Origin of the sequence: Nocardia sp. NPDC049526 (genome assembly GCF_044465765.1) — a bacterium.
Taxonomy (GTDB): domain Bacteria; phylum Actinomycetota; class Actinomycetes; order Mycobacteriales; family Mycobacteriaceae; genus Nocardia.
In genome coordinates, this window is record NZ_JBITMA010000007.1 from 497,762 (window position 1) to 524,751 (window position 26,990).

26 protein-coding genes are annotated in these 26,990 nt (G+C 65.8%); 16 read left to right on the forward strand and 10 right to left on the reverse strand.

All coding sequences use genetic code 11. From position 1 onward, the window contains the following. Positions 1 to 50 precede the first annotated feature (50 nt). Positions 51 to 284 carry a WhiB family transcriptional regulator gene (locus tag ACIBW7_RS24325; protein WP_029901515.1) on the reverse strand — a complete coding sequence of 78 codons (234 nt, stop codon included), beginning with the start codon at positions 282 to 284 and terminating at the stop codon, positions 51 to 53. A 528-nt stretch (positions 285 to 812) separates the two neighbouring features. On the opposite strand from ACIBW7_RS24325, the gene cofD reads away from it, so the two are divergent. The 15 genes from cofD (at position 813) to hpf (ending at position 16,128) form a co-directional block, all read left to right on the forward strand. Further along, the gene (cofD, locus tag ACIBW7_RS24330) at positions 813 to 1,880 is read left to right on the forward strand and encodes a 2-phospho-L-lactate transferase (protein WP_397049885.1); all 1,068 of its coding nucleotides are present in this window, start codon (positions 813 to 815) and stop codon (positions 1,878 to 1,880) included. Then, a complete protein-coding gene (locus tag ACIBW7_RS24335) occupies positions 1,877 to 3,241 on the forward strand; it encodes a coenzyme F420-0:L-glutamate ligase (protein WP_397049888.1) in 1,365 nt (454 codons plus the stop codon). The genes cofD and ACIBW7_RS24335 overlap by 4 nt, the downstream gene beginning before the upstream one ends. A gap of 76 nt (positions 3,242 to 3,317) precedes the next feature. Then, a complete protein-coding gene (locus ACIBW7_RS24340; RefSeq protein WP_397049890.1) occupies positions 3,318 to 3,833 on the forward strand; it encodes an NUDIX hydrolase in 516 nt (171 codons plus the stop codon). Positions 3,834 to 4,044: 211 nt separating this feature from the next. Next, a complete protein-coding gene (locus ACIBW7_RS24345) occupies positions 4,045 to 5,283 on the forward strand; it encodes an alkane 1-monooxygenase (RefSeq protein ID WP_397049892.1) in 1,239 nt (412 codons plus the stop codon). A gap of 2 nt (positions 5,284 to 5,285) precedes the next feature. Then, a complete protein-coding gene (locus tag ACIBW7_RS24350; RefSeq protein ID WP_397049895.1) occupies positions 5,286 to 5,459 on the forward strand; it encodes a rubredoxin in 174 nt (57 codons plus the stop codon). Next, positions 5,456 to 5,638: a rubredoxin gene (locus tag ACIBW7_RS24355; protein WP_040694906.1), complete on the forward strand. Its 183-nt coding sequence runs from the start codon at positions 5,456 to 5,458 to the stop codon at positions 5,636 to 5,638. Before ACIBW7_RS24350 ends, ACIBW7_RS24355 begins: the two co-directional genes overlap by 4 nt. Before the next feature lie 39 nt (positions 5,639 to 5,677). After that, positions 5,678 to 6,298, forward strand: coding sequence for a TetR/AcrR family transcriptional regulator (locus ACIBW7_RS24360; protein WP_397049998.1), 621 nt, complete (start codon positions 5,678 to 5,680; stop codon positions 6,296 to 6,298). A 95-nt stretch (positions 6,299 to 6,393) separates the two neighbouring features. Beyond that, positions 6,394 to 7,647, forward strand: coding sequence for an alkane 1-monooxygenase (locus ACIBW7_RS24365; RefSeq protein WP_397049898.1), 1,254 nt, complete (start codon positions 6,394 to 6,396; stop codon positions 7,645 to 7,647). A 69-nt stretch (positions 7,648 to 7,716) separates the two neighbouring features. Further along, a complete protein-coding gene (ahcY, locus tag ACIBW7_RS24370; RefSeq protein WP_397049900.1) occupies positions 7,717 to 9,201 on the forward strand; it encodes an adenosylhomocysteinase in 1,485 nt (494 codons plus the stop codon). 101 nt (positions 9,202 to 9,302) lie between these two features. Then, positions 9,303 to 9,950, forward strand: a complete 648-nt coding sequence (locus ACIBW7_RS24375; protein WP_397049902.1) for a dTMP kinase — start codon at positions 9,303 to 9,305, stop codon at positions 9,948 to 9,950. 78 nt (positions 9,951 to 10,028) lie between these two features. Further along, positions 10,029 to 10,706 (forward strand): MtrAB system response regulator MtrA, encoded by a 678-nt coding sequence (mtrA, locus tag ACIBW7_RS24380; protein WP_062984230.1) that lies wholly within the window; start codon positions 10,029 to 10,031, stop codon positions 10,704 to 10,706. A gap of 71 nt (positions 10,707 to 10,777) precedes the next feature. After that, positions 10,778 to 12,643 carry an MtrAB system histidine kinase MtrB gene (gene mtrB, locus ACIBW7_RS24385; protein WP_397050000.1) on the forward strand — a complete coding sequence of 622 codons (1,866 nt, stop codon included), beginning with the start codon at positions 10,778 to 10,780 and terminating at the stop codon, positions 12,641 to 12,643. 2 nt (positions 12,644 to 12,645) lie between these two features. Further along, positions 12,646 to 14,463 carry an MtrAB system accessory lipoprotein LpqB gene (gene lpqB, locus ACIBW7_RS24390; RefSeq protein ID WP_397049904.1) on the forward strand — a complete coding sequence of 606 codons (1,818 nt, stop codon included), beginning with the start codon at positions 12,646 to 12,648 and terminating at the stop codon, positions 14,461 to 14,463. A 73-nt stretch (positions 14,464 to 14,536) separates the two neighbouring features. Then, positions 14,537 to 15,181 carry a ComF family protein gene (locus ACIBW7_RS24395; protein WP_397049906.1) on the forward strand — a complete coding sequence of 215 codons (645 nt, stop codon included), beginning with the start codon at positions 14,537 to 14,539 and terminating at the stop codon, positions 15,179 to 15,181. 245 nt (positions 15,182 to 15,426) lie between these two features. After that, on the forward strand, positions 15,427 to 16,128 hold the full coding sequence (gene hpf, locus ACIBW7_RS24400) for a ribosome hibernation-promoting factor, HPF/YfiA family (protein ID WP_397050003.1): 702 nt from the start codon (positions 15,427 to 15,429) through the stop codon (positions 16,126 to 16,128). A gap of 73 nt (positions 16,129 to 16,201) precedes the next feature. Here hpf and ACIBW7_RS24405 read toward each other — a convergent pair whose 3' ends face one another. The 3 genes from ACIBW7_RS24405 to ACIBW7_RS24415 form a co-directional block, all read right to left on the reverse strand. Then, positions 16,202 to 16,720: a hypothetical protein gene (locus ACIBW7_RS24405; RefSeq protein ID WP_397049908.1), complete on the reverse strand. Its 519-nt coding sequence runs from the start codon at positions 16,718 to 16,720 to the stop codon at positions 16,202 to 16,204. Positions 16,721 to 16,800: 80 nt separating this feature from the next. Continuing rightward, a complete protein-coding gene (locus tag ACIBW7_RS24410) occupies positions 16,801 to 17,223 on the reverse strand; it encodes a hypothetical protein (RefSeq protein WP_397049910.1) in 423 nt (140 codons plus the stop codon). A gap of 12 nt (positions 17,224 to 17,235) precedes the next feature. After that, the gene (locus ACIBW7_RS24415; RefSeq protein WP_397049912.1) at positions 17,236 to 17,940 is read right to left on the reverse strand and encodes a helix-turn-helix domain-containing protein; all 705 of its coding nucleotides are present in this window, start codon (positions 17,938 to 17,940) and stop codon (positions 17,236 to 17,238) included. Between the two features lie 424 nt (positions 17,941 to 18,364). On the opposite strand from ACIBW7_RS24415, the gene ACIBW7_RS24420 reads away from it, so the two are divergent. Further along, the gene (locus ACIBW7_RS24420) at positions 18,365 to 19,657 is read left to right on the forward strand and encodes an acetyl-CoA C-acyltransferase (protein ID WP_397049914.1); all 1,293 of its coding nucleotides are present in this window, start codon (positions 18,365 to 18,367) and stop codon (positions 19,655 to 19,657) included. 349 nt (positions 19,658 to 20,006) lie between these two features. On the opposite strand, the gene bluB is transcribed toward ACIBW7_RS24420, so the two are convergent. From bluB to ACIBW7_RS24450, 6 genes are all read right to left on the reverse strand, one after another. Next, positions 20,007 to 20,627 (reverse strand): 5,6-dimethylbenzimidazole synthase, encoded by a 621-nt coding sequence (gene bluB, locus ACIBW7_RS24425; RefSeq protein ID WP_397050005.1) that lies wholly within the window; start codon positions 20,625 to 20,627, stop codon positions 20,007 to 20,009. A 156-nt stretch (positions 20,628 to 20,783) separates the two neighbouring features. Then, positions 20,784 to 22,031 (reverse strand): fatty acid desaturase family protein, encoded by a 1,248-nt coding sequence (locus ACIBW7_RS24430; RefSeq protein WP_397049916.1) that lies wholly within the window; start codon positions 22,029 to 22,031, stop codon positions 20,784 to 20,786. A 99-nt stretch (positions 22,032 to 22,130) separates the two neighbouring features. Continuing rightward, positions 22,131 to 23,546, reverse strand: coding sequence for a fatty acid desaturase family protein (locus tag ACIBW7_RS24435; protein ID WP_397049918.1), 1,416 nt, complete (start codon positions 23,544 to 23,546; stop codon positions 22,131 to 22,133). 81 nt (positions 23,547 to 23,627) lie between these two features. Then, complete coding sequence (locus tag ACIBW7_RS24440; RefSeq protein WP_397049920.1) at positions 23,628 to 24,785, reverse strand: ferredoxin reductase; 1,158 nt, start codon at positions 24,783 to 24,785, stop codon at positions 23,628 to 23,630. A 175-nt stretch (positions 24,786 to 24,960) separates the two neighbouring features. Continuing rightward, positions 24,961 to 25,518, reverse strand: coding sequence for a DUF6912 family protein (locus tag ACIBW7_RS24445; RefSeq protein ID WP_397050007.1), 558 nt, complete (start codon positions 25,516 to 25,518; stop codon positions 24,961 to 24,963). A 7-nt stretch (positions 25,519 to 25,525) separates the two neighbouring features. Beyond that, positions 25,526 to 26,938, reverse strand: a complete 1,413-nt coding sequence (locus tag ACIBW7_RS24450; protein WP_397049922.1) for a wax ester/triacylglycerol synthase family O-acyltransferase — start codon at positions 26,936 to 26,938, stop codon at positions 25,526 to 25,528. Positions 26,939 to 26,990 lie beyond the last annotated feature (52 nt).

Here is a 26,990-nt window from a genome sequence, read left to right on the forward strand (position 1 = left end):
TAGTCAGCCCGCCTCTGCTATGCGCACCCGAGGCGGGCCGACGCGAAGTTCTAGCCGATGCCGCGCTTCAGGCGGCGCCGCTCTCGTTCGGAGAGGCCGCCCCAGATGCCGAAGCGTTCATCGTGTGCGAGCGCGTATTCCAGGCACTCGTCGCGTACCTCGCAGCCCATGCAGATCCGTTTGGCCTCACGGGTCGAGCCGCCCTTCTCGGGGAAGAACGCCTCCGGATCGGTCTGTGCGCACAGGGCACGTTCCTGCCACTGCTCCTCGATCGATTCGAACATCTCGTCGAAGCCCGTCACGACCAAGCTGAGCCGGGGTGCTGTCACTCCGTCGGTCATCTCAGGCCCGATCCGGTCCGGTTCGATCCGACCGATCTCTGCGCAGACGCCACGTGCTGCGCCTGCTGTGGAATCGGTTTGCGATACGCCGCCCGGCATGCCCGAAGGGGCCAGCTCATTGGCCATCGCTCCGCCTCCTCACTGTGTGTTAGCGCAGATTGATTCTTTCCGCCGGACCAACACGCACACCGACGGCCGTACCCCGCGACGTTGTCCCGCGGACATCCCCGAGCTTGCCACCCCGGTGCGAACACCTGTTCGAAAAGCTGTCCGCGCCTTGAACTCTCGCGCGAACCCGAAATGACATGACTGTGATTAGACACGCCGAACGTGTCGATGGTCAAGCCGCCGTCGCAATTCCGTTACTATCCGCTACCGCTTTCCGTAGCTGATCTTGAACGCGGAACAGCAAATGACCGGCAAATACAGTGCGAACCGCGGCCGCTTCGGCAGCGCATAGGCTGTGTCGATGTGACTCCACAACAAGCGGACACCGCACCCGCAAGTGGGCCCAAGATCGCCGTCCTGGTGGGCGGGGTCGGCGGCGCGCGCTTCCTTCAGGGCGTCCGGGAACTACTGCCCGATGCGGATGTTTCCGCCATCGTCAATGTCGGTGACGACGTCTGGATGCACGGCCTCCGGATCTGCCCCGACCTCGATACCTGCATGTACACCCTCGGCGGCGGAATTGATACCGAACGCGGTTGGGGTCGGGTCGCCGAAACCTGGCACGCCAAGGAAGAACTGGCCAAATATCACGCCCAGCCCGATTGGTTCGGTTTGGGGGATCGCGATATCGCGACGCACTTGGTTCGGACCGAAATGCTGCGTGCCGGGTACCCGCTCTCCGCGGTCACCGAGGCGTTGTGCAACCGGTGGCAGCCGGGCGTAAAACTCATCCCGGCTACCGACGATCGCTGCGAAACGCATGTCGTTGTCAGCGACCCCGACAACCCTGGCGAACGCCGCGCGATCCATTTTCAGGAGTGGTGGGTTCGCTATCGCGCGGACATCGAGACGCACGGATTCGCCACAATTGGGGCCGATGACGCCAAACCGGCGCCAAATGTGACAGAGATCATATCCGAGGCCGATGCGGTGCTATTGGCCCCGTCCAACCCTGTGGTGAGCATCGGCGCCATCCTCGCGGTGCCCGGCATTCGCGGCGCACTGCGCACCACCGAGGCCAAGGTCATCGGCATCTCCGGCGTGATCGACGGAAAACCGCTGCGCGGAATGGCCGATGAATGCCTCTCGGTGATCGGCGTGGAAACCACCGCCGAGGCGATCGGGCGCCACTACGGCGCGCGCTCGGCCACCGGCATCCTGGACGGATGGCTGATCCACAGCACCGATACCGCGGATGTGCCCGGTGTCGAAGTGCGCAGCGTGCCGCTATTGATGACCGATCCGCCGACCACCGCTGAAATGGTGCGGGAGGCGCTCGACTTGGCCGGCGTGAGCGAGCGCATCGAGCGAACCAAGGACACAGCGCCGTCATTCATGGCGGAACCGAGCGTCAGCGAGGTGAAGCCATGACAACGCAAGAGCCATTGACGGAACCGGCCGATCACGCGGCGGGGGAGTTGCGGATCCTGCCGATCACCGGGCTGCCGGAATTCCGGCCCGGCGACGATCTCGCCGAACATATCGCCGCCGTCGCGCCCTGGTTGGTCGACGGCGACATCCTGGTCGTCACGAGCAAGATCGTCGCCAAGGTCGAGGGCCGCATCGTCGAGGCGCCGCTGGATCCGGAGGAGCGCGATGCCGCGCGCCGCGCGCTGGTGGAGCAGGAGGCCGTGCGCGTGCTCGCGCGCAAGGGGCGAACGCTGATCACCGAGAACAAGCTCGGCATCGTGCAGGCCGCCTCCGGGGTGGACGGATCCAATGTCGAGCAGGGTGAGCTCGTCCTGCTGCCATCGGATCCGGATGGGAGTGCGAAGGCATTGCGCACCGCGCTGTCCGAGCGGCTCGGGGTGGACGTCGCGGTGGTCGTCACCGACACCATGGGCCGGGCCTGGCGCAATGGGCAGACCGATACCGCCATCGGCGCCGCCGGATTGCGGGTGCTGCACGACTATGCGGGCGCGGTCGATGGGCAGGGCAATGAACTGCATGTCACCCAGGTGGCGGTGGCCGACGAATTGGCCGCCGCCGCAGATCTGGTGAAGGGCAAGCTCGGTGGTGTCCCGGTCGCGGTGGTGCGCGGGCTGCCGGTCACCGATGACGGCTCCTGCGCCGCGGATCTGCTGCGCGGCGGCACCGATGACCTGTTCTGGCTCGGCACGGCCGAAGCGATCGAGCAGGGGCGCTCCGAGGCATTGCTGCTACGTCGCTCGATCCGTCAATTCGCCGATACCCCAGTCGATCCCGAACGCATCCGCGCCGCGGTGGCGAAGGCACTCACCGCGCCGGCGCCGCATCACACCCGTCCGGTGCGCTTCGTCTGGGTCCGCAAACCCGGTCTGCGCGCGCAACTGTTGGAGGCCATGGCCGAGCGGTGGCGGGCCGATCTCAGCGCGGACGGTCTCGATCCGGAGCGGGTGGAACGTCGCATCGCCCGCGGCCGCATCCTGCACGACGCACCCGAGGTGATCATCCCGTTCTGCGTGCCCGATGGCGCACACGACTATCCGGATGAGCGGCGGCGCGCCAACGAACGCACCATGTTCACCGTCGCGGTGGGCGCCGCGGTTCAGGGCCTGCTCGTCGCGCTGGCCACCGAGGGCATCGGCAGCTGCTGGATCGGCTCGACCATCTTCGCTCCGGAGACCACCCGCGAGGTTCTCGGCCTTGCCGACGACTGGAACCCCTTGGGCGCCATTGCGATCGGCCACCCCCTCGAAGAACTGACCCCACGTCCGGTCTTCGGCCCGGGCCCCGGCCTGGTCGAACTGTGAGCGAGCGCCGGCGAGTGAACCATGGGCACAGTGCGCCCCCGCGCACGACGGAGCCGAGCGTCGGCGAGGCGCAGTCGTGAGCGCGAGTTCGCTGCATGCCTCGGCAACGCAGTTACTGGAGACGTGGAAGCCGACGGGGGTCGATGCCTCGCTGCGCGAGGCGATGCTGGCCTTCCTCGGATCCGCACCGCGCGGGTGTCTGCGCGAGCACGCACCCGGTCATATCACCGCCTCTGCCGTCGTCTTCTCGCACGACGGGCGCGAGGTGCTGCTGACGCTGCACCCGCGGGTCGGCCGTTGGATCCAACTCGGCGGGCACTGCGAGGAGGGTGACGAGACGGTGGCCGACGCCGCGCTGCGCGAGGCGACCGAGGAGTCCGGCATGACGGGCCTGCGCATGGAGGCGGAACTCTACGGTGCGCAGGCCCATCCGATCACCTGCTCGCTCGGCGTCCCGACGCGCCACCTCGACCTGCTGTTCCGCATCGTCGCGCCGCCCGGTGCGGTCCCGATCCGCAGCCATGAATCCACCGATCTGCGCTGGTGGCCGATCGACGCACTGCCCGACAACGCCGACGTCCTGCTTCGCTGAATCTCGACAGCTCGATCGCCGCGTCATCCCGCCCTCGACGGGATGACGCGGCGATTGTCGTTTCGCGCGTGCCGCGGTGCCAGATTTGCCGTTTCCGCCAGTCTTTACAAATTCATAAATTTGTCTAGACAGAAGACAAGTCGATCTCTAATGTCCAAGTAAGTGGTACTGCACATCACATGTGATGTGCCGCTTGGATGAGGAGACAACGATGTCCACGGAAACCCATGCGCCAGACCGGCAGGCCGCAGCGACCGATTGGCGCGACCGCAAGCGATACATGTGGCTGTGGGGGTTGTTCGCGCCGACCGGCCTTTTCACCATCGGCCTTCCGCTGATCTGGGCGTTCAACGAATTCGGCTGGCACGGGCTGGCCCAAGTGCCGTTCTGGCTGGGCCCGGTGCTGGTCTACGTGGTGATCCCGCTGGCCGATATCTTCTTCGGGCCGGATGGCGACAATCCGCCCGACGAGGTGATGGAGTACCTGGAGAACGACAAGTACTACCGCTATCTCACCTACCTCTACCTGCCGTTCCAGTACGCGACGCTGATCTTGGGGTGCTACCTGATCACGGCGGACAACCTGAGCTGGCTCGGCATCGACGGCGGGCTGCACATCGTCGACAAGATCGGCCTGGCCATCACCGTCGGCATGATCGGTGGAATCGGCATCAATACCGCGCACGAACTCGGCCACAAGAAGGTCGATCTGGAGCGCTGGCTCTCGCGCATCGCCCTGGCCCAGTCCTGCTACGGCCACTTCTACATCGAGCACAACCGCGGCCATCACGTGCGCGTCGCGACGCCCGAGGATCCCGCGAGTTCCCGTGTCGGCGAATCGTTCTGGGCCTTCTGGCCGCGCACGGTATGGGGCGGCTTCATCTCCTCGTGGCGGCTGGAGAAGACCCGGCTGGATCGGCTGGGCAAGAAGTCGTGGAGTCTACGCAACGAGGTGCTCAGCGCCTGGCTGATGTCGGTGGCGTTGTTCGCGGTCCTGCTCGGGGTGTTCGGAATCGGCCTGCTGCCGTATCTGATCCTGCAGGCGATCGTCGGCTTCAGCCTGCTGGAGGCGGTCAACTACCTCGAGCACTACGGTCTGGTCCGTCAGCGCACCGCGTCCGGCCGGTACGAGCGGCCCGCCCCCGTGCACAGCTGGAACAGCGACCACATCGTCACCAATATTTTCCTGTACCACCTGCAGCGGCACAGTGATCACCACGCGTACCCGACCCGCCGCTATCAGACGCTGCGCAGTTGGGACGGTGCGCCGAATCTGCCGAGCGGCTATGCCAGCATGATCCTGCTCGCCTACTTCCCGCCGCTGTGGCGGCGCGTGATGGACAAGCGGGTGCTCGCGCATTACGGCGGCGATATCACCCGCGCCAATATCCATCCGGCCAAGCGGGACAAGGTGATCGCGCGCTACGGCACAGCCGCATCGGAGGCGTGATCATGAGCAGATTTCGTTGTCCCGTCTGCGATTACGTCTACGACGAGCTGAAAGGCGCACCGCACGAAGGGTTTCCGGCGGGCACGGCGTGGGAAAAGATACCCGACGACTGGTGCTGTCCGGACTGCGGCGTGCGCGAGAAGATCGACTTCGAACCGATGGGGGTTCTCAAATGAGTGAATACAAACTGTTTCAATGCATCCAGTGCGGCTTCGAGTACGACGAGGCCAAGGGCTGGCCGGAGGACGGGATCGAGCCGGGCACCCGTTGGGACGACATTCCAGACGATTGGTCCTGCCCGGATTGCGGCGCCGCCAAGGCCGACTTCTACATGGTCGAGATCGAACGGTCGTGAATTTTGACTGCGGCAACCACCCGTGACAACCTCGCGGGTATGCCGCGCAACGGACCCAGAGTTTCCTATCAGGAGGCGGCGCGGGAACTGCTGCGCACCTCCGTTCTGGATTCGATGCGCGAGCTGCTCACCGAGCGGGACTGGTCCAAGATCACCCTGGGTGATGTGGCCACCCGCGCCGGTGTCAGCAGACAGACTCTCTACAACGAATTCGGTTCGCGCGCCGGGCTTGCGCAGTCCTATGCGCTACGCCTGGCCGACGATCTGGTCGATCATGTCGGCTCGGCGATAGATGGCAATATCGGCGACGCGCTCGCCGCATTCGAAGAGGGGCTGCGCGACTTCTTCCAGGCAGCCGCCGCCGACCCGCTGGTCCAGTCGCTGGTCGCCGGTGAGGTGAAGCTGGATCTGTTGCGGCTCATCACCCTTGATGCCGAGCCGTTGGTCGAACATGCGACCGCACGGCTGTCCATCGCGTTCCAGCACAGCTGGGTACAGGCGACGGTCGCCGAATCCGATGTGCTGGCACAGGCTCTGGTGCGTATCGCGCTGAGTTACATCCCGACGCCGCCCGCGCAAGGCCGCAATGCGCCCGCGGAATTGAGCGCCGTCTTCAGCCCGTATGTCGAGGCGATTCTGGCCGCGCGTGAGCTGCACTGATTCCACCACTGGGAAATTGACTGTTTGCGGTGAGTATGCCCTGATCATGACCACATGTGAAGATGCTTAAAAACCGACCGCCACGCATGTAACGGTTGACATCTTTCGGCGCCAAGCTGCTGTGTAACGGACGTAAGGTCTGTATGTATTGTCATGCGTCGGAGTTAGGGCAATTATTTAGCGGGGCAAACGTGCAAACGGTTGGCAAACCGGCGGGGTCGCCCGACCCCAAACGCCATCTGTGGGTTCTCGGCCTGATCGCTCCTGCGATCGCGCTGTTGCCATCGCAGCTGGTCTTGCGTACCGGCGCCCCGGTCTGCTGGTGGATCGGGCCGATCATCGTGTTGATCGTCATCCCGGTGCTGGACTGGGTGGTCGGTGTGGACGGCACAAATCCACGCGATGAGGATTACGAGTTGCTGTCCAACGATCGGTACTACCGGTGGTGCACCTATCTGTTCCTGCCGGTCCAGTTGGTCGGCCTGGTCATCGCCGCCGTCATGTGGTCGGGCGACGAGCTGGCCGTGGTCGACAAGCTCGGGCTGGCAATGACTCTCGGGTTCGTCAGCGGTATCGGCATCAACGCGGCGCATGAGCTCGGGCATCGGGTCGAACATCTGGAGCGCTGGTTGGCCAAGATTTCGCTGGCGCAATCCGGATACGGACACTTCTTCGTCGAGCACAACCGGGGCCATCACGCGCGCGTGGCGACACTGGAGGATCCCGCCAGCGCCAGGCTGGGCGAGTCACTCTGGGAGTTTTTGCCGCGCAGCATTTCCGGCGGATACCGCTCGGCCATCCGGCTCGAACGCGAGCGCCTTACCCGCAAGGGCAAAGGCTGGTTCACCCTGGACAACCACATTCTGCAGGCATGGGCAATGAGTGTGGTGCTGTTCGGCACGCTGATCGCGATCTTCGGCTGGCGCGTGCTTCCGTATCTGGCGCTGCAGGCGGTGGTCGGCGTCATGCTGCTGGAGACGGTGAACTACATCGAGCACTACGGACTGCTGCGGGCCCGCCGCCCCAATGGCCTCTACGTGCGCTGCTCGCCGCGCGATAGCTGGAACAGCGACCACCTCGTCACCAACATCTTCCTGTTCCATCTGCAGCGGCACAGCGATCACCACGCGAATCCGGGGCGTCGGTACCAGACCCTGCGCAGTTCGATGCAGGCGCCGCAACTACCCGCCGGATACCTGTCCATGATCGTGTTCGCGGCCATCCCGCCGCTGTGGCGACACATCATGGATCACCGCGTACTGGCCCATTACGGCGGCGACATCACCCTCGCGAATATCCAGCCGCGTAAGCGCCGTCGGATCCTGATGTCCTATGGCGTGACCGCGTAGTCCGGCGGGTGCGCTCAGCGGTTAGCCTTAACCCGGTACTGACGAACCAGGAGAGGCTGATAGAGGCAGATGACGACCTCAGAACTTCCCGCACGCACGTCCCTGACCGCCGATGTCCGCAACGGCATCGATTACAAGGTGGCGGACCTGTCGCTGGCCGAATTCGGTCGCAAGGAGATCCGCCTCGCCGAGCACGAGATGCCCGGTCTGATGGCGCTGCGCCGCGAGTACGCGGAGGTGCTGCCGCTGCGAGGTGCGCGCATCTCCGGTTCGCTGCACATGACCATCCAGACCGCCGTGCTGATCGAGACGCTGACCGCGCTGGGCGCCGAGGTCCGCTGGGCCTCCTGCAACATCTTCTCCACCCAGGACCATGCCGCCGCCGCGGTCGTCGTCGGACCGCACGGCACCGTGGACGAGCCCAAGGGCACCCCGGTCTTCGCCTGGAAGGGCGAGACCCTGGAGGAGTACTGGTGGGCCGCCGAGCAGATGCTGACCTGGCCGGGCGAGCCGGCCAATATGATCCTCGACGACGGCGGTGACGCCACCATGCTCGTGCTGCGCGGCGCGCAGTTCGAGAAGGCGGGCCTGGTGCCGCCGGAGGACGAGGACCACTCGGCCGAGTACAAGGTCTTCCTGAACCTGCTGCGCGAGCGCTTCGAAACCGATAAGACCAAGTGGGGCAAGATCGCCGCGTCGGTGCAGGGCGTCACCGAGGAGACCACCACCGGCGTGCTGCGGCTCTACCAGTTCGCGGCGGCGGGCGAGTTGGTGTTCCCGGCGATCAACGTCAACGACTCGGTCACCAAGTCCAAGTTCGACAACAAGTACGGCACCCGCCACTCCCTCATCGACGGAATCAACCGGGGCACCGACGTTTTGATCGGTGGCAAGAAGGTACTGATCTGCGGCTACGGCGACGTCGGCAAGGGCTGCGCGGAATCGCTTGCGGGACAGGGCGCCCGGGTGCAGGTCACCGAGATCGATCCGATCAACGCGCTGCAGGCGCTGATGGACGGCTACGACGTCGTGACCGTCGAGCAGGCGATCGGCCAGGCCGATATCGTCATCACCTCGACCGGCAACAAGGACATCATCACCCTCGACCATATGAAGGCGATGAAGGACCAGGCCATCCTCGGCAATATCGGCCACTTCGACAACGAGATCGATATGGCGGCGCTGGAGCGTTCCGGCGCAACGAAATTGAATATCAAGCCGCAGGTCGACCTGTGGACGTTCAAGGAGTCCGGCAAGTCCATCATCGTGCTGTCCGAGGGTCGGCTGCTGAATCTCGGCAATGCGACCGGACATCCGTCCTTCGTGATGTCGAACAGCTTCTCCAATCAGGTGATCGCGCAGATCGAACTGTGGACCAAGCCGGACGAGTACGACAACGAGGTCTACCGCCTGCCCAAGCACCTGGACGAGAAGGTCGCGCGCATCCACGTCGAGGCGCTCGGCGGCACACTGACCAAGCTCAGCAAGGATCAGGCCGAGTACATCGGCGTCGATGTCGAGGGCCCGTACAAGCCCGAGCACTACCGCTACTGAGCCGCCGCAGGTAGCACCGAAAAGGCCTGTGCCCCGCCGACCGAGTCCGGTCGGCGGGGCACTGTCGTTCGGTGTCGTGGCCTGGCGGTAGCCTGCTCGCCATGGGCGTGTTGATTGCGGTCGAGGGCCTCGACGGCGCCGGGAAGCGGACGCTGATCGACAGCGTCGTCGCGAACCTGCGCGCGCGGGGCCTGCGCGCGGAAACACTCGCGTTTCCGCGCTATGACCGGTCCATCCACGCGGATCTCGCGGCCGAGGCATTGCGTGGCGCCCATGGCGATCTCGCCGATTCGGTGCACGGTATGGCGCTGATGTTCGCACTCGATCGGGCCGCGGCGCGCGACGACCTGTCGAAGCTGTTGGCCGACAACGACATCGTGATCCTGGACCGCTACGTGGCCTCCAATGCCGCGTATTCGGCTGCGCGCCTACATCAGTCGGCCGACGGCGAAATCGTGCGCTGGGTGGGCGAATTGGAGTTCGGCCGGTTCGAGTTACCGGTGCCGACGCTGCAGTTGTTGCTGGACGTGCCGACCGAGGTCGCGGCCGAGCGTGCCCGGCTGCGTGGCGAACTCGACGACAGCCGCGCACTCGATGCCTACGAGCGCGACGGTGGACTACAGCGCCGCACCGGCGAGGTGTACCGTGAGCTGGCCGAACGGGACTGGTACGGGCCGTGGTCGAGATACCGATCCGATGACGATCCGGCGACGCTGACTACTCGTTTGGTCGAAATTGTTGCCGGATAAGGTTGGATGTGCGGCGGGATTGCACCAGTGTTGGCGTGGCGGCCCGTTCCGAGCGCGAGAGATGACAACATAGTACTTATGAAGCCGAAGATTCTGGTCGTCGACGACGATATGGCACTCGCTGAGATGCTGACGATCGTCTTGCGCGGGGAAGGGTTCGACCCGCATGTGGTCGGCGACGGCACGCAGGCGTTGGCGGCGGTTCGGGAGATTCGTCCCGATCTCGTGCTGCTCGACCTGATGCTGCCGGGCATGAACGGTATCGACGTGTGCCGGGTGCTGCGGGCCGACTCCGGAGTTCCGATCGTGATGCTCACGGCGAAGACCGATACGGTCGACGTCGTGCTCGGTCTGGAGTCCGGTGCCGACGATTACATCGTCAAACCCTTCAAGCCGAAGGAACTCGTCGCCCGCGTGCGTGCTCGCCTGCGGCGCACCGAAGAGGAGCCCGCCGAGCTGCTCTCCATCGCCGATATCGTCATCGATGTGCCCGCGCACAAGGTGACCCGCGGCGGTGCGCAGATCTCGCTGACACCGCTGGAGTTCGATCTGCTGGTCGCGCTGGCCCGCAAACCGCGTCAGGTCTTCACCCGTGAGGTCCTGCTCGAGCAGGTCTGGGGCTACCGCCACGCGGCCGACACCCGCCTGGTGAACGTGCACGTGCAGCGGTTGCGGGCGAAGGTCGAGAAGGATCCCGAGAATCCGGAGATCGTGCTGACCGTCCGCGGTGTGGGCTACAAGGCCGGACCCCCGTGATCGGTGGCGACGCGGATCGTTCGACCGCCTCGCCCGGTGTGGTGCAGCGCCTCGAACGGTCCCTCGCGCCGGTGGTCGCGTGGCTCAAGGAAGTCGGCAGCGCACTCGGCCATGTTTGGCGGCGTTCGCTGCAGTTGCGCGTCATCGTGTCCACACTCACCCTGTCGTTGATCGTCATCACGATCCTCGGCGTGGTGCTGACCAGCCAGATCACCGATCGGCTGATCGACGCGAAGATCAACGGTGCGGTCGAGGAGATGGATCGCGCCCGCAATACGGTGGAGAGCCAGCTCGCGGGTGTGCACGATATCGGCACTCAGCAGCAGCGGCTCATCGATGCCCGCAACGCGCTGTCCAACCGCGGCGGGACCGGCCAATCCACCGGTGTCGCAGGCAGTTTCGATTCCGCGCTCAGCATCGTCGGTGGTACCCCGCAGCAGCAGATCTCGACCGGGCCGATCCAGGAGGTGCCCGAGGAACTGCGCCGCTTCGTCGCGCGCAACCAGGTCAGCTACCAGTTCGCCACGGTCGCGGATCCGGACGGCTACCACGGCCGGGCGCTGATCATCGGCAGTCCGAGCGCGGAGATTCCGACACTGCAGATCTACCTGATCTTCCCGCTGACCAATGAGGAGCGCAGCCTGTCGCTGATGCGCGGCACCATGTTGATCGGCGGCGTCGTACTGCTGGTGCTGTTGGCCGCGATCACCGCTCTGGTCACCCGGCAGGTGGTGCTGCCGATCCGCTCGGCCGCGCGGATCGCGGGCCGCTTCGCCGACGGCAGGCTCAAGGAACGCATGCTGGTGCGCGGCGAGGACGATATGGCGCGGCTGGCTCAGGCCTTCAACGAGATGGCCGAGAGTCTGTCCAACCAGATCAACGAGTTGGCGGAGTTCGGAAATCTGCAGCGCCGCTTCACCTCCGATGTCAGCCACGAGCTGCGCACCCCGCTGACCACCGTCCGCATGGCGGCCGACCTGATCCACGGCAGCAGTGACGATCTCGATCCGGCGCTGGCCCGCAGCTCGGAATTGCTGGTCACCGAACTCGACCGCTTCGAGGGTCTGCTCAACGATCTGCTCGAGATCAGCCGTCACGATGCCGGTGTGGCCGAACTGCAGGTCGAATCGCTCGACGTGCGGATGTGCGCGCGGGCGGCGATCTCCACCGTGCGGCATCTGGCCAAGGAATCCGGTGTCGAGGTGGTCATCGATATGCCGGAGGAGCCGCTGGTCGCCGAGGTCGATCCGCGCCGGGTGGAGCGAGTGCTGCGCAATCTGCTGGCCAATGCGATCGACCACAGCGAGGGCAAGCCGGTGCTGATCCGGATGCGTGGCGATCTGGAGGCCAATGCGGTCGCGGTGATCGTGCGCGATCAGGGTGTCGGCCTGCGGCCCGGTGAGGAGAAGTTGGTCTTCAACCGGTTCTGGCGTTCGGACCCGTCCCGGATGCGGCGTTCCGGCGGCACCGGACTCGGTCTGTCGATCAGCGTCGAGGACGCCAATCTGCACGAGGGCAAGCTCGAGGCGTGGGGCGAGATCGGTATCGGCGCGAGCTTCCGGCTCACCCTGCCGCTGGTGCGCGGCAAGAAGATGGGCGCGAGCCCGCTGCCGCTGGAACCGGTGCTGCGCAAGGCATTGTCCGCGCCGCGGGTCGATCCGGAACCGGCCGAGGATCCGGCCACCGACGAGTCGGAACCCGAAGCCACGGTCACCGAGTTGCCGGTGATCCATGTCGAGACCAACGGTGGCGACGCGCTCCCGAGTGGAACTGCCGCGGAAGCGACGGACACCGATGCGGCGGCCGCGAACGACTCGAACGGTGCCGGTTCGATCGGACTCGATGGCACGGGACCGGAGGCCGAGCAAACCGAATCCACCGAACCGAAGCAGGCCGGGCACAGCGTGCCGGGTGACGGCGGGGACGTACAGTCATGAGGATGCGTAGCTGGTATCCGAGGCGCACTTCGCTCCGGCTGTCCGCGCTGGGTGCGGCCGCCGTGGCCGCGCTGTTGGTACTCACCGGATGCGCGAGCCTGCCGGAATCCTCCGCACCGCAGGCCCTCGGCACCATCAATCGCCAGCCCACCTCCGACGGTCCGCCGCCGCCCATCGGCGGTCGCGATCCGGACCTGTTGCTCCGCGATTTCCTGCAGGCCACCGCCGATCCGGCCAACCGGCACCTGGCCGCACGCCAGTACATGACACCGTCGGCGTCGGCGCAGTGGGACGACGCGGCCGGCACGTTGATCGTGGACAAGGCCGATACCCTGCGCGAATCGCGCTCGGGCGATAAGGCGACCTACGTGATCCGGGCGCACAAGGTCGGCGAACTGGCCGCCGACGGCGCCTATCGGGCCATCGACGCGCCCTTGGAAAACAAGATCGAAATGACCAAGGTCGACGGCGAATGGCGCATCGATGAGCTGCCCGACGGCGTGGTGATGGAGCAGACCGCCTTCGCCAAGTCCTACCGGCGCTACGTCCTGTACTTCATCGACCCGACCGGCACCACCGCCGTCCCCGATCTGCGCTGGATCTCGGTGGCCAAGAACCAGCTGGCCCAACGCCTGCTCAGCCTGCTGGCCGAGGGCACCCAACCCGCCCTCGCCTCGGTCGTACGCAATCAACTCGCACCACCGGTGACTCTGCGCGGCTCGATCACCAAGCCGAACAATGACAACAACGACGTCGGTGTCGGGCTCGGTGGCGTGCGCATTGATTTCGCCGGTGCGTCCGGGCTGTCCCCGCGCGATAAAGAACTCCTCGCCGGACAGGTGGTGCTCACGCTGGCGGGTGCGGAAATCCTCGGCCCGTACATGCTGCTCGCCGACGGCAAGCCGTTCGACGATCGCTTCGCTGCCAACGGCTGGTCGGTCGCCGATGTCGAACAGCTGAGCCCAGCTGTCTACGCGCGCAACCAGATCGGGTTGCACGCGCTGCGCAACGGCTCGCTGGTACAGGTCACCGACGGCGGGATGATCACACCGCCCGGCTACTTCGGCGCGGTGAACAATCTGCAGTCGGTCGCACTCTCTCCGGACGGTCAACTGGTCGCCGCGGTCGCCGATGCCGGACGTCCGCCACCGGAGCCGCCGCGCACGCTGATGGTCGGCAGCTACGGTGGCAACGCCTTCCCGGTCGCCGAGGGCTCCACCATCAGCCGACCGTCCTGGAATGCCGACGGCACCGCCGCCTGGGCCGTGATCGATGGCGAACGGGTCATCCGCGCGGTCAACGATCGCGCCACCGGAAACGTCTCGGTACAGGATGTGGACATCTCGGCCCTGATGGCGTCGGCACAAGGATCGGCGCTCCGGCTGCCGATCACCGAGTTGCGGGTATCGCGCACGGGCGTGCGCGCGGCGCTCATCGCCGACGGCAAGGTCTATGTGGCGGTGGTCGAACGACGCCCGGACGGCAAATACGCGCTCACCTCGCCGGTGCCGCTCGCGCTCTCACTCAGCACCCGCGCGGTTTCGTTGAGTTGGCTGACCGCGGACACCATCGTCATTGCCAGGGAGGGCAATGTCGATCCGCTCTCGACCGTCTCCATCGACGGATCCCAGTTCGCACCGCAGACCAGCCAGAATCTGACCGCGCCGGTCCGGGTGGTCAGTGCGTCGCCGGAGACCGAGTACGTCGGCGACTCGCGTGCGGTGCTCCAACTGCAGTACAGCGAGCAGACCTCCGACCGGTTCTGGCGCGAGGTGCCCGGCCTCAACGGCGACAACTCGGTCCCGGTGCTACCCGGCTGATCGTCGGCACCGAAACGAGTACTGCGCCACCGATATTCCCGAATCTGTCGGTGGGTGGGCGCAGACTCGGGCGATGCGAACGCTGTTGGATCTGATCCTGGCGACAACCTGTGCCGGATGCGGTGTGGCGGGTATGGGCTGGTGTGCGGACTGTGCGGCCACCCTGGCCGGGCCGCCGATGCGGGTGCGGCCGCGCGCCGATCCGGGTGTGCCGTGCTGGGCGCTGGCGTCGTATACGGGTCCGGCGCGGCGGGCCGTGCTCGCGGCGAAGGAACACGGGCGTCGCGATCTGGCCGAGCCGGTGGGGCTGGCACTTGCCGATGGTCTGGCGCGACTGCGCGATGACCAGCGGCCGCTGGTATTGGTCCCGGCGCCGAGTCGGCGGCTGTCCGCGCGCCGCCGTGGCGGAGATCCGGTGGTGCGCACGACGCGGGCGGCGGCCAGATGGCTGCCGGATAGCCGGGTGATACCGATGTTGCGGGTGTGGTGGGGTGTGCGCGATTCGGTGGGCTTGACAGTCGGTGAGCGGCAACACAATCTGCGCGGTCGGATCATGGCCCGACCAGGTACCGGAGCCGGGTCGGCAAGCGCGGCGAATGCCGAGGTCGTACTGGTCGACGATGTGCTCACGACCGGCGCTACGGCCCGCGAATCGGTGCGCGCACTCGACCGGATCGGGGTGCCGGTACGTGCCGTGCTGGTGACGTGTTCGGCTTGACTCCGGGAAATTTGCGTGAACAGTGGCGGACCGCCCGTTGACGTACTAGCGTCGCGATCACACACCCGAACCGGGAGTTTGGAGGTGGCGCCTCGGACATCATGTGCCGAGAGATTGTCTATCGGCACGGCTCATCCCGCCGCACGCACGCTGGTCTGTGCGGCCATATCCGGGAGGTACGCGTGACGACTTCTTCACGACCTTCAGTGAAAGACGCCCTCGCTGTGAAAGAAACACAGGCCTCGGTGCTCGATGACAGCACCCTGGATGCGACAGAGCAATCCACAGCGGACCGACCTCGCGCGCCGCGCGGCGATGTCGTGGTGAAGGGCCGCAACGTGGAGGTTCCTGACCATTTCCGAATTTACGTCGCGGAGAAACTCTCCCGTGTCGAACGCTTCGATCCTTCGATATTCATCTTCGATGTGGAGTTGTTCCACGAACGCAATCGTCGTCAGCGTAAAGCCTGCCAGCGCGTCGAAATCACCGCGCGCGGCAAGGGCCCGGTCGTCCGGGCGGAGGCATGTGCGGACAGCTTCTACGCTGCCCTCGAATCGGTGACCGCGAAGCTGGAGAGCCGGCTGCGTCGAACCAAGGATCGCCGCCGCGTCCACTACGGGGACAAGACCCCGGTCTCGGTGGCCGAGGCGACCGCCGATCTGATCGATGACTCACTGTTCGCCCAGGCGGAGGGCGCCGCCGCACATGAGCATCCCGAGGCCGAACGTAGTCGGCACGAAACGGAGTCCCCGGATTACGCGGCCGGTCCCGGCCATATCGTCCGAACCAAGGTCCATTCCGCGACCCCGATGTCGGTCGACGACGCCCTCTACCAGATGGAGCTCGTCGGGCACGACTTCTTCCTCTTCCAAGACAAAGAGACCGACCGACCGTCGGTCGTCTACCGTCGCCACGCATTCGACTACGGCCTGATCCGGCTCGCGTAGTACCGCGCCAACCCTTCGTTCTCCGGGTATTCAGCGCATGAGCTGAATGCCCGGAGAATTTGCGTATCTGCCGTCAGTGCCTGCGTTCGCGGAAAAAGGTTCTGTGCAGCACGGAATCTCGGCGCTGCGGGCGCATGGTCTGCAACATGACCAGGTCGGCGAAGGTTTCGGCATCGCGTTCGCGGGCGGATGCGTAGTCGCTGCGCCCGAGCACGTAGGCGATGGACTCCGGGGAAATCGAGGGCAGTAGGTCCGCGAGGGCCGACATCGGTTGTGGCGCGGGGGTTTCGGTCCACGATTCCGGTCCGTGGCCGAGCAGCATATGACCCAGTTCGTGGACGATGATGTGCTCGGCATGCCATTCGGTGGTATCGGCGCCGTAGACGATGATGTCGCTGTCGCGCTTGGCAATCCACAGACCGCTGCCGGTGCCGCAGCCAGTGCTCGCGAGCAATGCGGTGTCGACCGGTTGCAGGGTGATGGTGCGACCGCGATGGTCGGCGACGGCATCGAGGTATGCGGTCAGATTCCACGGGGACGGTATCGGTACGTTCCGGGATACTTCCCGGAACCGGTTCTCCATACCGGGCATTCGTCGGCAATCTCCTACAGTGCTGCGGTCCCGCCCCATGCAACCGACGATGCTACCGACTGTTCGGAAAACTGCCCGGTCTACGGTCGCTCGATCGGTTGATCCGTGCGGTGGATGAGCGCGGTCAGCGTGGTGAGATCGACATCGGATCCGCGCAGCGCGATGCTGGCGACATTGGCATCGCGCATGGTGGCAAGAAGTTCGAGTTCCCGATCGATCGCAGCCGCCGCCGCGCCCGTGGTGATCAGATAGTCGGCGCTCACGCCGAAGCACTGTGCGATGGCGCTGAGCAGTTCGGATCCGACTGGCACCGAGTCGAATTCGCCGCGCCGCAACCGGTCGAGCTGCTCTTCCGGGACGGTGCTGCCCAATTGCGCACCGACCTGTTCGGCCACCGCGGCCGTCGTGCGTTCGGGCTCCGAGCGTGGGTGCACGGTCGCGAATAGTCGATTCACCTTGTGGCTGAGCGTCAGTCGTGCTCGGCTCGCCGCATCTTCGGTCATCTGTACTGCCCTCTACTGCTTGCCGTTTCGAATCGATGCTGCCCCAGGATTGGCCGCCAGCCAGCGTGCGCGGAAGCGGCCCTCGGTGCCGGCGTCCACATCCTCCGCGCGCCCGGCCAGCCAGCGACGATAGCGGCGTTCCTCCAGGTCGGCGGGGTCGCTGGACTCGGCGGGCACGTCGAGCAGATGCGAGAACGCCATCGCGACCAACGGATGCAGGGTTTTGCCCGGTCCGCCGTTGCGTTCCAGCATCGCGGTGGCGTAGCGCGCGGATAGCCGGGAGACCACCCCGTTGAGATCCGAAATGGCCGCCACCACATGGGGTTCGGTGGTCCGGCCGCGCTCGACCGCATCGTTGAGCCGACCCGCCGCCGCGAGCAGTCCGGTCAGGTCGGAGAGTTCGAAGCGGATCGAATCGGGTCCGGAGACGACCGACTCATCGGTACTCGGGGTGTGCGCCGCGACCTTGTGCGCGGTCGGATCGCCGCCCGCATAGGTGCGCGCCGCGCTGCCGGGCAGCCAGCGCAGTGGCGCGTCGAGTTTGTTCAGCGTGTGCGTGCTGATGGTCGCATCGCCGTCTTCGATCTTGCGGATCGTCGGCGCCGAGGGCCCTCCCAGATCGCCGATCTGCATCTGGGTGAGGCCGAGTTCGTCCCGGCGTTCCTTGATGATTCGGCCGAAGCGCTTATGTCGCGACAGCTCCGAAGGGCTTTGCATAGTGAGCCTCATGCTAGAGGCCCTTTGGTAGAAATGACAACTTCATAGAAAAGGTTTGAAAAACTAATAGAAAGATTGCTACTGTTTCCTCGCGCCGAGTGGTGTCGACGTCGGCCTTGCGGGTTCCGGGACGAGCAGGGGCGTTCGCCGGGACAAGGCGCCGCTCATCCGCCTCCCCGGGCCTTTTGCCGGCGCGGGGTGCCCCGACAGCGTTGTCGCGGGCCGGCGGTTGAGTGCCGGGGCTCTTTTTCGGGCGCGCCCGAGGAGTTGCCCATGTGCTCGCGAAATCGGGCGCAGCGGGACGGTGGCGAATGCCCGGCTCAGCGGCGATGGAGGGGATCGCTGAGCCGGGTGCTCGCGGGTCTGGACCTCGAACTTACTTCCGAGTAAGTTTGTGGTGTAGATCTCTCGAGGAGGAAATCCCATGGCTACCAGTGCTGCTCGCCGTGCCGTCATCGTTTCCGGTGCGCGCACGCCGTTCGTCAAGGCGTTCGGTGATTACACGCGGATGGATTCGATCGCGCTGGCCGATGCCGCGGTGCGTGGGCTACTGGAGCGGACCGGTCTGCCCGGCGCGCAGGTGCAGGCGATCGTATGGGGTGGCGTGATTCTGCCGAGTGCCGCACCGAATATCGCGCGGGAGATCGCACTGGATCTCGGCCTCGACCCCGGGTGCGAGGGCTACACGGTGACGCGGGCCTGCGCTTCCGGACTCCAGGCGGTCACCTCGGCGGTGGCGGCCATCGAGCGCGGCGAATACGACATCATGATCGCCGGCGGCAGCGATTCGACCAGTAATGCCGAGGTGAAGTTGCCGCAGAAGCTGGTGCACGCCGGTGCGCCGCTCGCACTGGGCAAGCCGAAGCCGAAGGACTATCTCGCGGCGGCGCGTCAGCTCGCGCCCTTCACCGATCTGCTGCCGAGCCGACCGAAGATCGCCGAACGCACCACCGGCGAGGTGATGGGGGAGTCGGCCGAGAAGATGGCCCGCATCCACGGGATCGGCCGCGCGGATCAGGACGAATTCGCCTCGCGTTCACACCACCGGGCCGCAGCGGCCATCGATTCGGGCCGCTTCGACGACGAGGTGCTGCGGGTGCGCACCCCCGACGGCACGGATGTCACGCGCGACGGACTGGTGCGCACGAATACCAGTGTCGAGAAGTTGGCGAAGCTGAAGCCGGTCTTCGCCCGCGACGGCAGCGTGACCGCGGGCAATGCCAGCCCGCTCACCGACGGCGCGTCCGCGGTACTGCTGATGAGCGAGGAGCGGGCGCATGCCCTCGGCTACCGTCCGCTTGCCGCCTTCCGCTCCTGGAGCTACGTCAGCGTCGACCCGGCCGATCAGGTGCTGATCGGCCCGGCCATCTCCATGCCGCGCGCCCTCGACAAGGCCGGAATGTCGCTGGGCGATATCGATTTCGTCGATATCCACGAGGCATTCGCGGCCCAGACGCTGTCCGTGCTCGCCGCACTGAACAGCGAGGAATGGGCCAAGACGCGCCTCGATCGCGACACCGCGGTCGGCGAGATCGATATCGACAAACTCAATGTGCACGGCGGTTCGGTGTCGCTCGGACATCCGTTCGGCGCGACCGGCGCGCGCATGGTCACCACCATGGCGAACGAATTGGCCCGCACCGGAAAGAACGCCGCCCTGCTCGGCATCTGCGCCGCAGGCGGAATCGGCGCATCGGCCGTGCTGGAACGCATTTGACGGCCCCGAGCATCCGGCCCCATGGATTCGACTGTGCAGGGGCCGAGACTATTGCGGGAGTGGGTTCTCTTGGCGTGCCGCGGTGGGTCCCGTTGTCTTGCACCGACTTCTCGGGATCTGCCGCCCCGGGGTGTTAGCGGTCCCGCGATTTTGCAGTTGCAGTGCTGGGCGCGTCGTGTGCCATACCCGGATTACCTCCCGCAGACGGGTGGGCATGCACGCTGTTCCCAGCTCGGTCGACCGGCAGTGGTTGCGTACTCGAGCATTTGTCGAGGGGAGTCGAACGGTGGTTGTCGGCACCGCCATTCGACTACGCTCGGCGAGCTCGAACCATGCTTTGACGTGTGGATCAGGTGCGGAAGGTTTCTTGGTGGACGGCTTCGGTGAGGGGGCGGCCGGTGCGCCAGCCGAAGCGCTCGAGGTCGGGTACGCGTTGGAATTCGTGTACCGGGCCGACGCACAGCCAGGCGACGGGGCGAATGCCCTTGGGTAGGCCGACCAGGTCGGTGAGGAATTCGGCATCGTAGAACGAGACCCAGCCGACGCCGATCTGTTCGGCGGTGGCGGCCAGCCAGAGGTTCTGGATGGCCAGAACCGCCGAGTAGATGCCGGTTTCGGGGACGGTGGCGCGGCCGAGTACCTGGGGGCCGCCGCGGTCGTGGTCGTAGGTGACCACGATGCCGGTGCCGCTCTCGGTAATGCCCTCGATCTTGATCGGGTCGAAGGTCGCCGCCCGCCCCGGTGGCAGTGCGTCTCGGAATTCCATCCGCTTCTGCGCGACGTGGTCGGCGAACTTCCGCAGCGTCGCATGCTCGCGCACCACGACGAAGTCCCACGGCTGCGAGTTGCCGACACTGGGCGCGCGATGTGCGGCATCGAGTATCCGCCACAGCGTGGCATCGTCGACGAGGTCACCGGTGAACTCGGCCCGCACATCCCGCCGCATCCGGATGGCCTCGTAAACGCTCAGATCTTCAGCACACACGTCCTCAGTCAACCAGCCGCAACCCGCGCTCCCGCCGAGGCCCGGGCGGATACCACGAGCCCGTCGCGCCCTGAATGGCCGGCCCATCGAAAGGCGAAGGCGCCCACGGACTTCCGTGGGCGCCGTCGGTGCGGCTGTGCGTCAGGCGACGGAAACGGCCCGACGGGCGAACCGGCGGCGCCCATCCTTCAGCGCCGTGCGCAGGCCGCGACGCTTGCCGGTGACCGGGTCGAAGCTCGGCATGGTGGTGCCGTCGAATTTGCGCTCCGAGGCCGTCTCGGGGGCGTCATCGGCGGTCGCGCGCAGGTACTTGTTCGGCAGCGCCAGCTTCAGGATGGTGCGCCAGGCCTTGAAGTACTGCACGGGAAGTGAGCCGGTGGTGTAGGGCAGGTCGTACTTCTCGGCCAGGGCGCGCACCCGCACCGCGATATCGGCATAGCGGTTGCTCGGCAGATCCGGGAACAGGTGGTGTTCGATCTGGTGGCTCAGATTGCCGGTCATGAAGTGCATGACCGGACCGCCGGAGATATTGGCGCTGCCCAGCATCTGGCGCAGGTACCACTGGCCCTTGGATTCGCCGTCGATATCGGCCTTGGTGAACTTCTCCGCGCCGTCGGGGAAGTGGCCGCAGAAGATCACCGCATTGGTCCAGATATTGCGGATGATATTGGCGGTCAGGTTCGCAGTGAGCGTCGAAAAGAAGGCGGGGCCGGTCAGCAGCGGGAACAGCAGGTAATCCTTGCCGACCTGCTTGCCGATCTTGACCAGCACCTCGCGGCGCTTGACCTCGAATGCTGCCCGCTCCGGCGAGCCCTCCTTCAGCCGGTGCACCTTGCCCAGCTCCAGGTGCTGGATCGCGACGCCGTATTCGAAGAACAGCTGCAGCACCAGGTTGTACACCGGATTGCCGATATTGAACGGCTTCCACCGCTGATCCCGGGTGACGCGCAGCAGGCCGTAGCCGATGTCGTCGTCCATGCCCAGCACATTCGTGTACTTGTGGTGCAGATAGTTGTGTGTCTGCTTCCAGTGCTTGGACGGGCCGGTGTTATCCCATTCCCAGGTGCTGGAGTGGACTTCCGGATCGTTCATCCAGTCCCACTGCCCGTGCATGACGTTGTGCCCGATCTCCATATTCTCGATGATCTTGGCAGTGCTGAGCAGGGCCACACCGGCGAGCCAGGCGGGCGGCAGGAAACTGGCGAACAGCACCGTGCGGCCGCTGATCTCGAGCGCACGCTGCAGGCGGATGACATTGCGGATATACCGCGCGTCGCGAGCACCGCGCGAGGACTCGATATCGCGCCGGATCGCGTCGAACTCCGCACCGAGTGCCTCCACATCGGCTTCGGTGAGGTGCGCGTATTCCTTGACATCCGAGATCGCCATGACGGTTACAGTACCGTAAGTTACGAGACCGTAGGTTGCGAGGACTGTCTCCGGGATGTGGCAAATCCCGCATTGCAAACGTGGCTGGGGGATGCTATCTCATGGGCGGCGTCGGCTGCGCCGGATCACCCGCTCGCGCATGGCCTTTCGCTGCAGTGTCGCCTTCTCCTGACGTGCCTTTTCCTGCAGCGCCAGCTTGGCCTCGCGCAGCACTTCCTTCTCGTGCCGAGCTTTTTCCCGCAACACCACCTTGGCCTCGTTGAGCGCCGAACGTAGGCCGCGACGCTTACCGGTCTCGGGGTCGACGGGCAGCCAGTGCGTCTCGTTCCACTTGTCGGCCCAGCGCTCGGCATTCGGCATCGACGGCATGGCAGGCAGTGAGATGCCCGCGAACTTGTGCTCCGAGGAGGTCTCCGGTGCGTCATCGGCGGTGCGCTTGAGGAAGCGGTCCGGCAGTGCGAGTTTGTGGATGGTCCGGAAGGCCAGCAGGTATTGCTTACCGAGGGAGCCGGTGGTGTAGGGCAGGTCGTACTTGTCGCACAGTTCGCGGACCCGCTCGGCGATTTCCGGATACCGGTTGCTCGGCAGGTCGGGGAACAGGTGATGTTCGATCTGGTAGCAGAGATTGCCGCTCATGAAGGCCATCGCGGGTCCGGCCTTGAAGTTGGCGCTGCCGAGCATCTGGCGCAGATACCACTCGCCGCTGGTCTCACCCTCGAGCTGTTCGGTGGTGAACTTCTCGGCGCCGTCGGGGAAGTGGCCGCAGAAGATCACCGCGTAGGCCCACAGGTTACGCACCAGGTTGGCGGTGGCGTTCGCCTTGAGCGTCGATATGAAGGCCGGGCCGGTAAGCGCGGGGTAGAACAGAAAGTCCTTGGCTACCTGGCGGGTGATCTTACGGGCGAACTCCTTGTTCGGCTCCGACATCAGCTCCTTGGGCGGCACGCCGGAGAGCTCCTTCTCGATGCTCCAGTCGTGCAGCGCGATACCCCATTCGAAGGTAGCCGCGAGCAGGATATTGGCCAGCGGCTGGATCAGATGGATCGGCCGCCACTGCTCGTCGCGGGTCATCCGCAGGATGCCGAAGCCGAGGTCCTCATCCTTGCCGAGCACATTGGTGTAGGTGTGGTGCGAATAGTTGTGCGCCCGCCGCCACTGCGCCGACGGCCCGGTCATATCCCACTCCCAGGTGCTGGAGTGGATTTCCGGATCGTTCATCCAGTCCCACTGCCCGTGGCTGATGTTGTGCCCGAGCTCCATATTCTCGATGATCTTGGCGACCGACAGCAGTGCCGTCCCCGTCAGCCAGGCCCACCGGTTGCGGCTGCCGAACAGCACACCGCGCGCGAGCACTTCGAGCCCGCGCTGCGCCGCGATCGTGCGCCGGATGTACTTGGCGTCACGCTCGCCGCGGGACAGTTCGACGGAGCGTCGGATGGAATCGAGTTCCTGCCCCAGTGTCTCGATGTCGGCCGCCGTGAGATGGGCGAACGCCTTGATATCGGTGATGGCCACCGGGGTCCTTTCCCTGACTGGATGTATCTCGAGGGTACCTGTCGGATCCCCCCCGACGGTGCGTCTGCGAGTGTCGCTGTCTCAGACGTCGAGAGTGCAGTCGCCCGCCGCGGCCGAGATACAGGTCTGCACCTTGTCACCCTCACGGCGCTCGTCACCATTGCGTAGATCGCGGGTATGTCCGGAAGTCAGCGTGACGACACAGGTTTGGCAGATGCCCATCCGGCAGCCGAACGGCATCTGCACACCGGCGGACTCGCCCGCCTCCAGCAGACTGGTCGCGCCGTCGACCTCGACGGTGCGACCGGTCTTGCCGAATGTCACGGTGCCGCCCTCGCCGACGGCGGAGCGCTCGATCTCGAAACGCTCTACATGCAGCAGGTCGCTGATGTCGGCATCACGCCAGTGCTGTTCGATCTCGTCGAGCATGGCGGCCGGACCGCAGGCCCAGGTCTGCCGCTCGCGCCAATCCGGGAAGTGTTCGTCCAGTGTGGTGAGGGAGAACCGGCCCTGCTCGTCGGTGAGGTGCAGATGCGAGGAGAAGCTGGGGTGGCGATCGTGCAGATCGCGCAGTTCGGCGCCGAACATCACATCGTCGCGGGTGCGCGCGGAGTGCACATGCACGACATCGGTGACCGCGTCGCGGCGATCCAGTGCGCGCAGCATCGCCATGACCGGGGTGATGCCGCTGCCCGCGGTGAGGAACAGCACCTTTTCCGGCGGCGGCGACGGCAGCACGAAACCGCCCTGTGGTGCGGCCAACCGGACGATGGTGCCCGCCGCGACACCGCTGACAAGGTGGCTGGACAAGAAACCTTCGGGCATCGCCTTGACCGCGATGGAGATCAGCCGCTTGCCGCGGTGTTCCGGATCGGTCCAGTTCGGCGGGCAGGTCAGCGAGTACGAGCGCCAGTGCCAGCGGCCGTCGACCAGAATGCCGATGCCGATGTACTGACCCGGCTCGTATTTCCAGTCGAAACCCCAGCCCGGCTTGATGACCAGGGTGGCCGAATCGGCGGTTTCCTTGCGCACCTCGACAATTCGGCCGCGCAGCTCACGCGCCGACCACAGTGGATTCGCCAGGTGTAGATAGTCGTCGGGCAGCAGTGGCGTGGTGACGCGCGCGACGGCGCCGCGCAGTACGTTCAGCCGTCCACCGCGTTCGGCGACTTCCGCCGCCGGAGCCTCCAGCCACTCCCGGACCGTGCGCACCGAGAGTGCCGCTTTTTTCAAGACCATTGCCGCCGTTCGTCTCCCTGTCGTAGCGACCGGTGAAGCCGCCTCGCAGCCAGGTTACGGCATCGTAGGTTAGTGCGGGATGTGCAGGCTGCCGCGTCACGGCTCCACATCGCGGGCGCTCGGTTCCGCCGTGCCCCGAAGGGCGCTGTGTTCTGGTTCACTCGCTGGCGTTCGCTCACAGCAATTCGAGCAGGAACGGCAGCTCCTGGGCGGCGTACCAGGCCAGCTGATGGTCCTCGGCATCACCGAGCACGAATTCGGCATCGGCGTCACCGAGGTCGGCGGCATCGACGACATCGACCGCCTTGGCCACCTCGGGTTCGGCTTCGGCCAGGTCGACGTGCACCGAGGCGATCCGGTCGTAACCGATCGGTCCGGCCAATCGCACCACCGCGTCGTCGAGGTCGGGGCGCAGCTTCGCGCCGGTCACATCGGCGGCGATGACCGCGCGGCGATAGACCGGGCTGTGATAGGTGGTGGCGGGGTCGTCGGCGTCGGCGTCCTCGTTGTCGGACGCCTCGGTGGCCTCCTCGCGCTCGGCGGCGAGCAGCCGCAGCGAGGCCCGCGCGGCCTCGGCCATCGCGACCTCGGCCAATTCTTCGTCGTCACCGGAGGCGTAGGCCTCGCGCAGTGTCGGCGTGACCGCGAAGGCGGTGCCGCCGGTCGGGCGGAGTTCCCGGTTCGCGACGAGCTCCCGCAGCATCGGCACGGTGGCGGGGATATAGACCCGCATGGTGTTCTCAGACGCAGGCACCGAGCATCTCCTCCATGGACTCGTGCACCGACGCGGCCAGCACGCCGATATCGGCCATCGCGTCGCGGTCGGCGTTGAGTCCGTAGAAGACGCGTCCGTCATAGGACGTGATCCCGATGCTCGAGGCCTGGTTGCGCAGCAGCGGCGACACCGGATACATCTCCAGCATCCGCGCGCCGCCGATATACATCGGGGTCTGCGGACCCGGTGCGTTGGTGATCACCAGATTGAACGTGTGCTCTGCGAACGTACTCGCCGCCCGCACACTCATCGCATGCAGGCTCGCCGGAGCGAAGCCGGCCAGGTGCACCAGGGTGCGCGCCCGCACGCCGCGCCGGTGCTTGCCGGTGGCCTCGGTGGCGTGGGAGATGTGCGATAGGCGCATCACCGGATTCGGTTCGCCCACCGGCAGATCGATGAGGAACGAGGAGACCTCGCTGGTCGGTTTCAGCTGGTCGTCGATGCCTTCGACGTAGACCGACATGGGTACCACCGCGCGCAGCACGGTCGATTCGGTGAGCGCCTCACCGCGTGAGAGCAGCCAATTGCGCAGCGCCCCGGTGACGACGGCCAGGATCGCATCGTTGATCGAGCATTCGAAGCGCTTGCGGATCTTGCGGTAGTCCTCCAGATCCGTGCGCACCACATCGAAGCGGCGGTTACGCGAGGTCTTGGCGTTGAGCGGGCTGTCGGGTGCGCCGACGGTGGCCGCGCGCACGGCCGAAACCATCGAATCCACCGCCTTGCCCGCGGTCTCGACCACCGAGAACGCGTGCGCGCTCGCGTCGCGCGCCACCTCGAGCGCCTCGCGCGGCTGCGCGGCCAAGTGGGTGAGCGCGCCGATCAGCAGTTCCATCTCGTTGGGTTCGCGCGGCGCCACCCAGGCGTCGTCGGCGATACCGCGCGGTGATGCGCTGGTATCGAGGATGACGTGCCCGATCTCGAGTGCGGTATCCCCGTCGACGAGCGCCGAATGGGTTTTGGTGAAGATCGCGGACCGGCCCTCGGCCAGGCCCTCGATCAAATACATCTCCCACAGCGGGCGACTCTGATCGAGCGGTCGCGATTCCAGTCGCGCCACCAGATCGTGCAGTTGCCAGTCGTTGCCCGGAGCGGGCAGTGCGGAGCGGCGGATGTGATAGGTGATATCGAAATGGCTGTCCTCGACCCAGACCGGGCGGCCGAGCGCGAACGGGATTTCGCGGACCTTCCTGCGATAGCGGGGGACCAGGGAAAGCCTGCTCTCCACCAGATCGACCAGTCCGTCGTAGTCGAGTGCCGTTTCCCCCTGTGCGGAGCCGCTACCTCGGACGATCGCGAGAGAGCCGATATGGATCGGATTGCTGCTCGACTCGAGCCGGTAAAACGACACGTCCTGCGGCGTCAATCTCGTGATCACGCTGCCCGGTGCTCCTTCCGATGTGGCTCCCACCCGAGCCGTCTCATCGCCC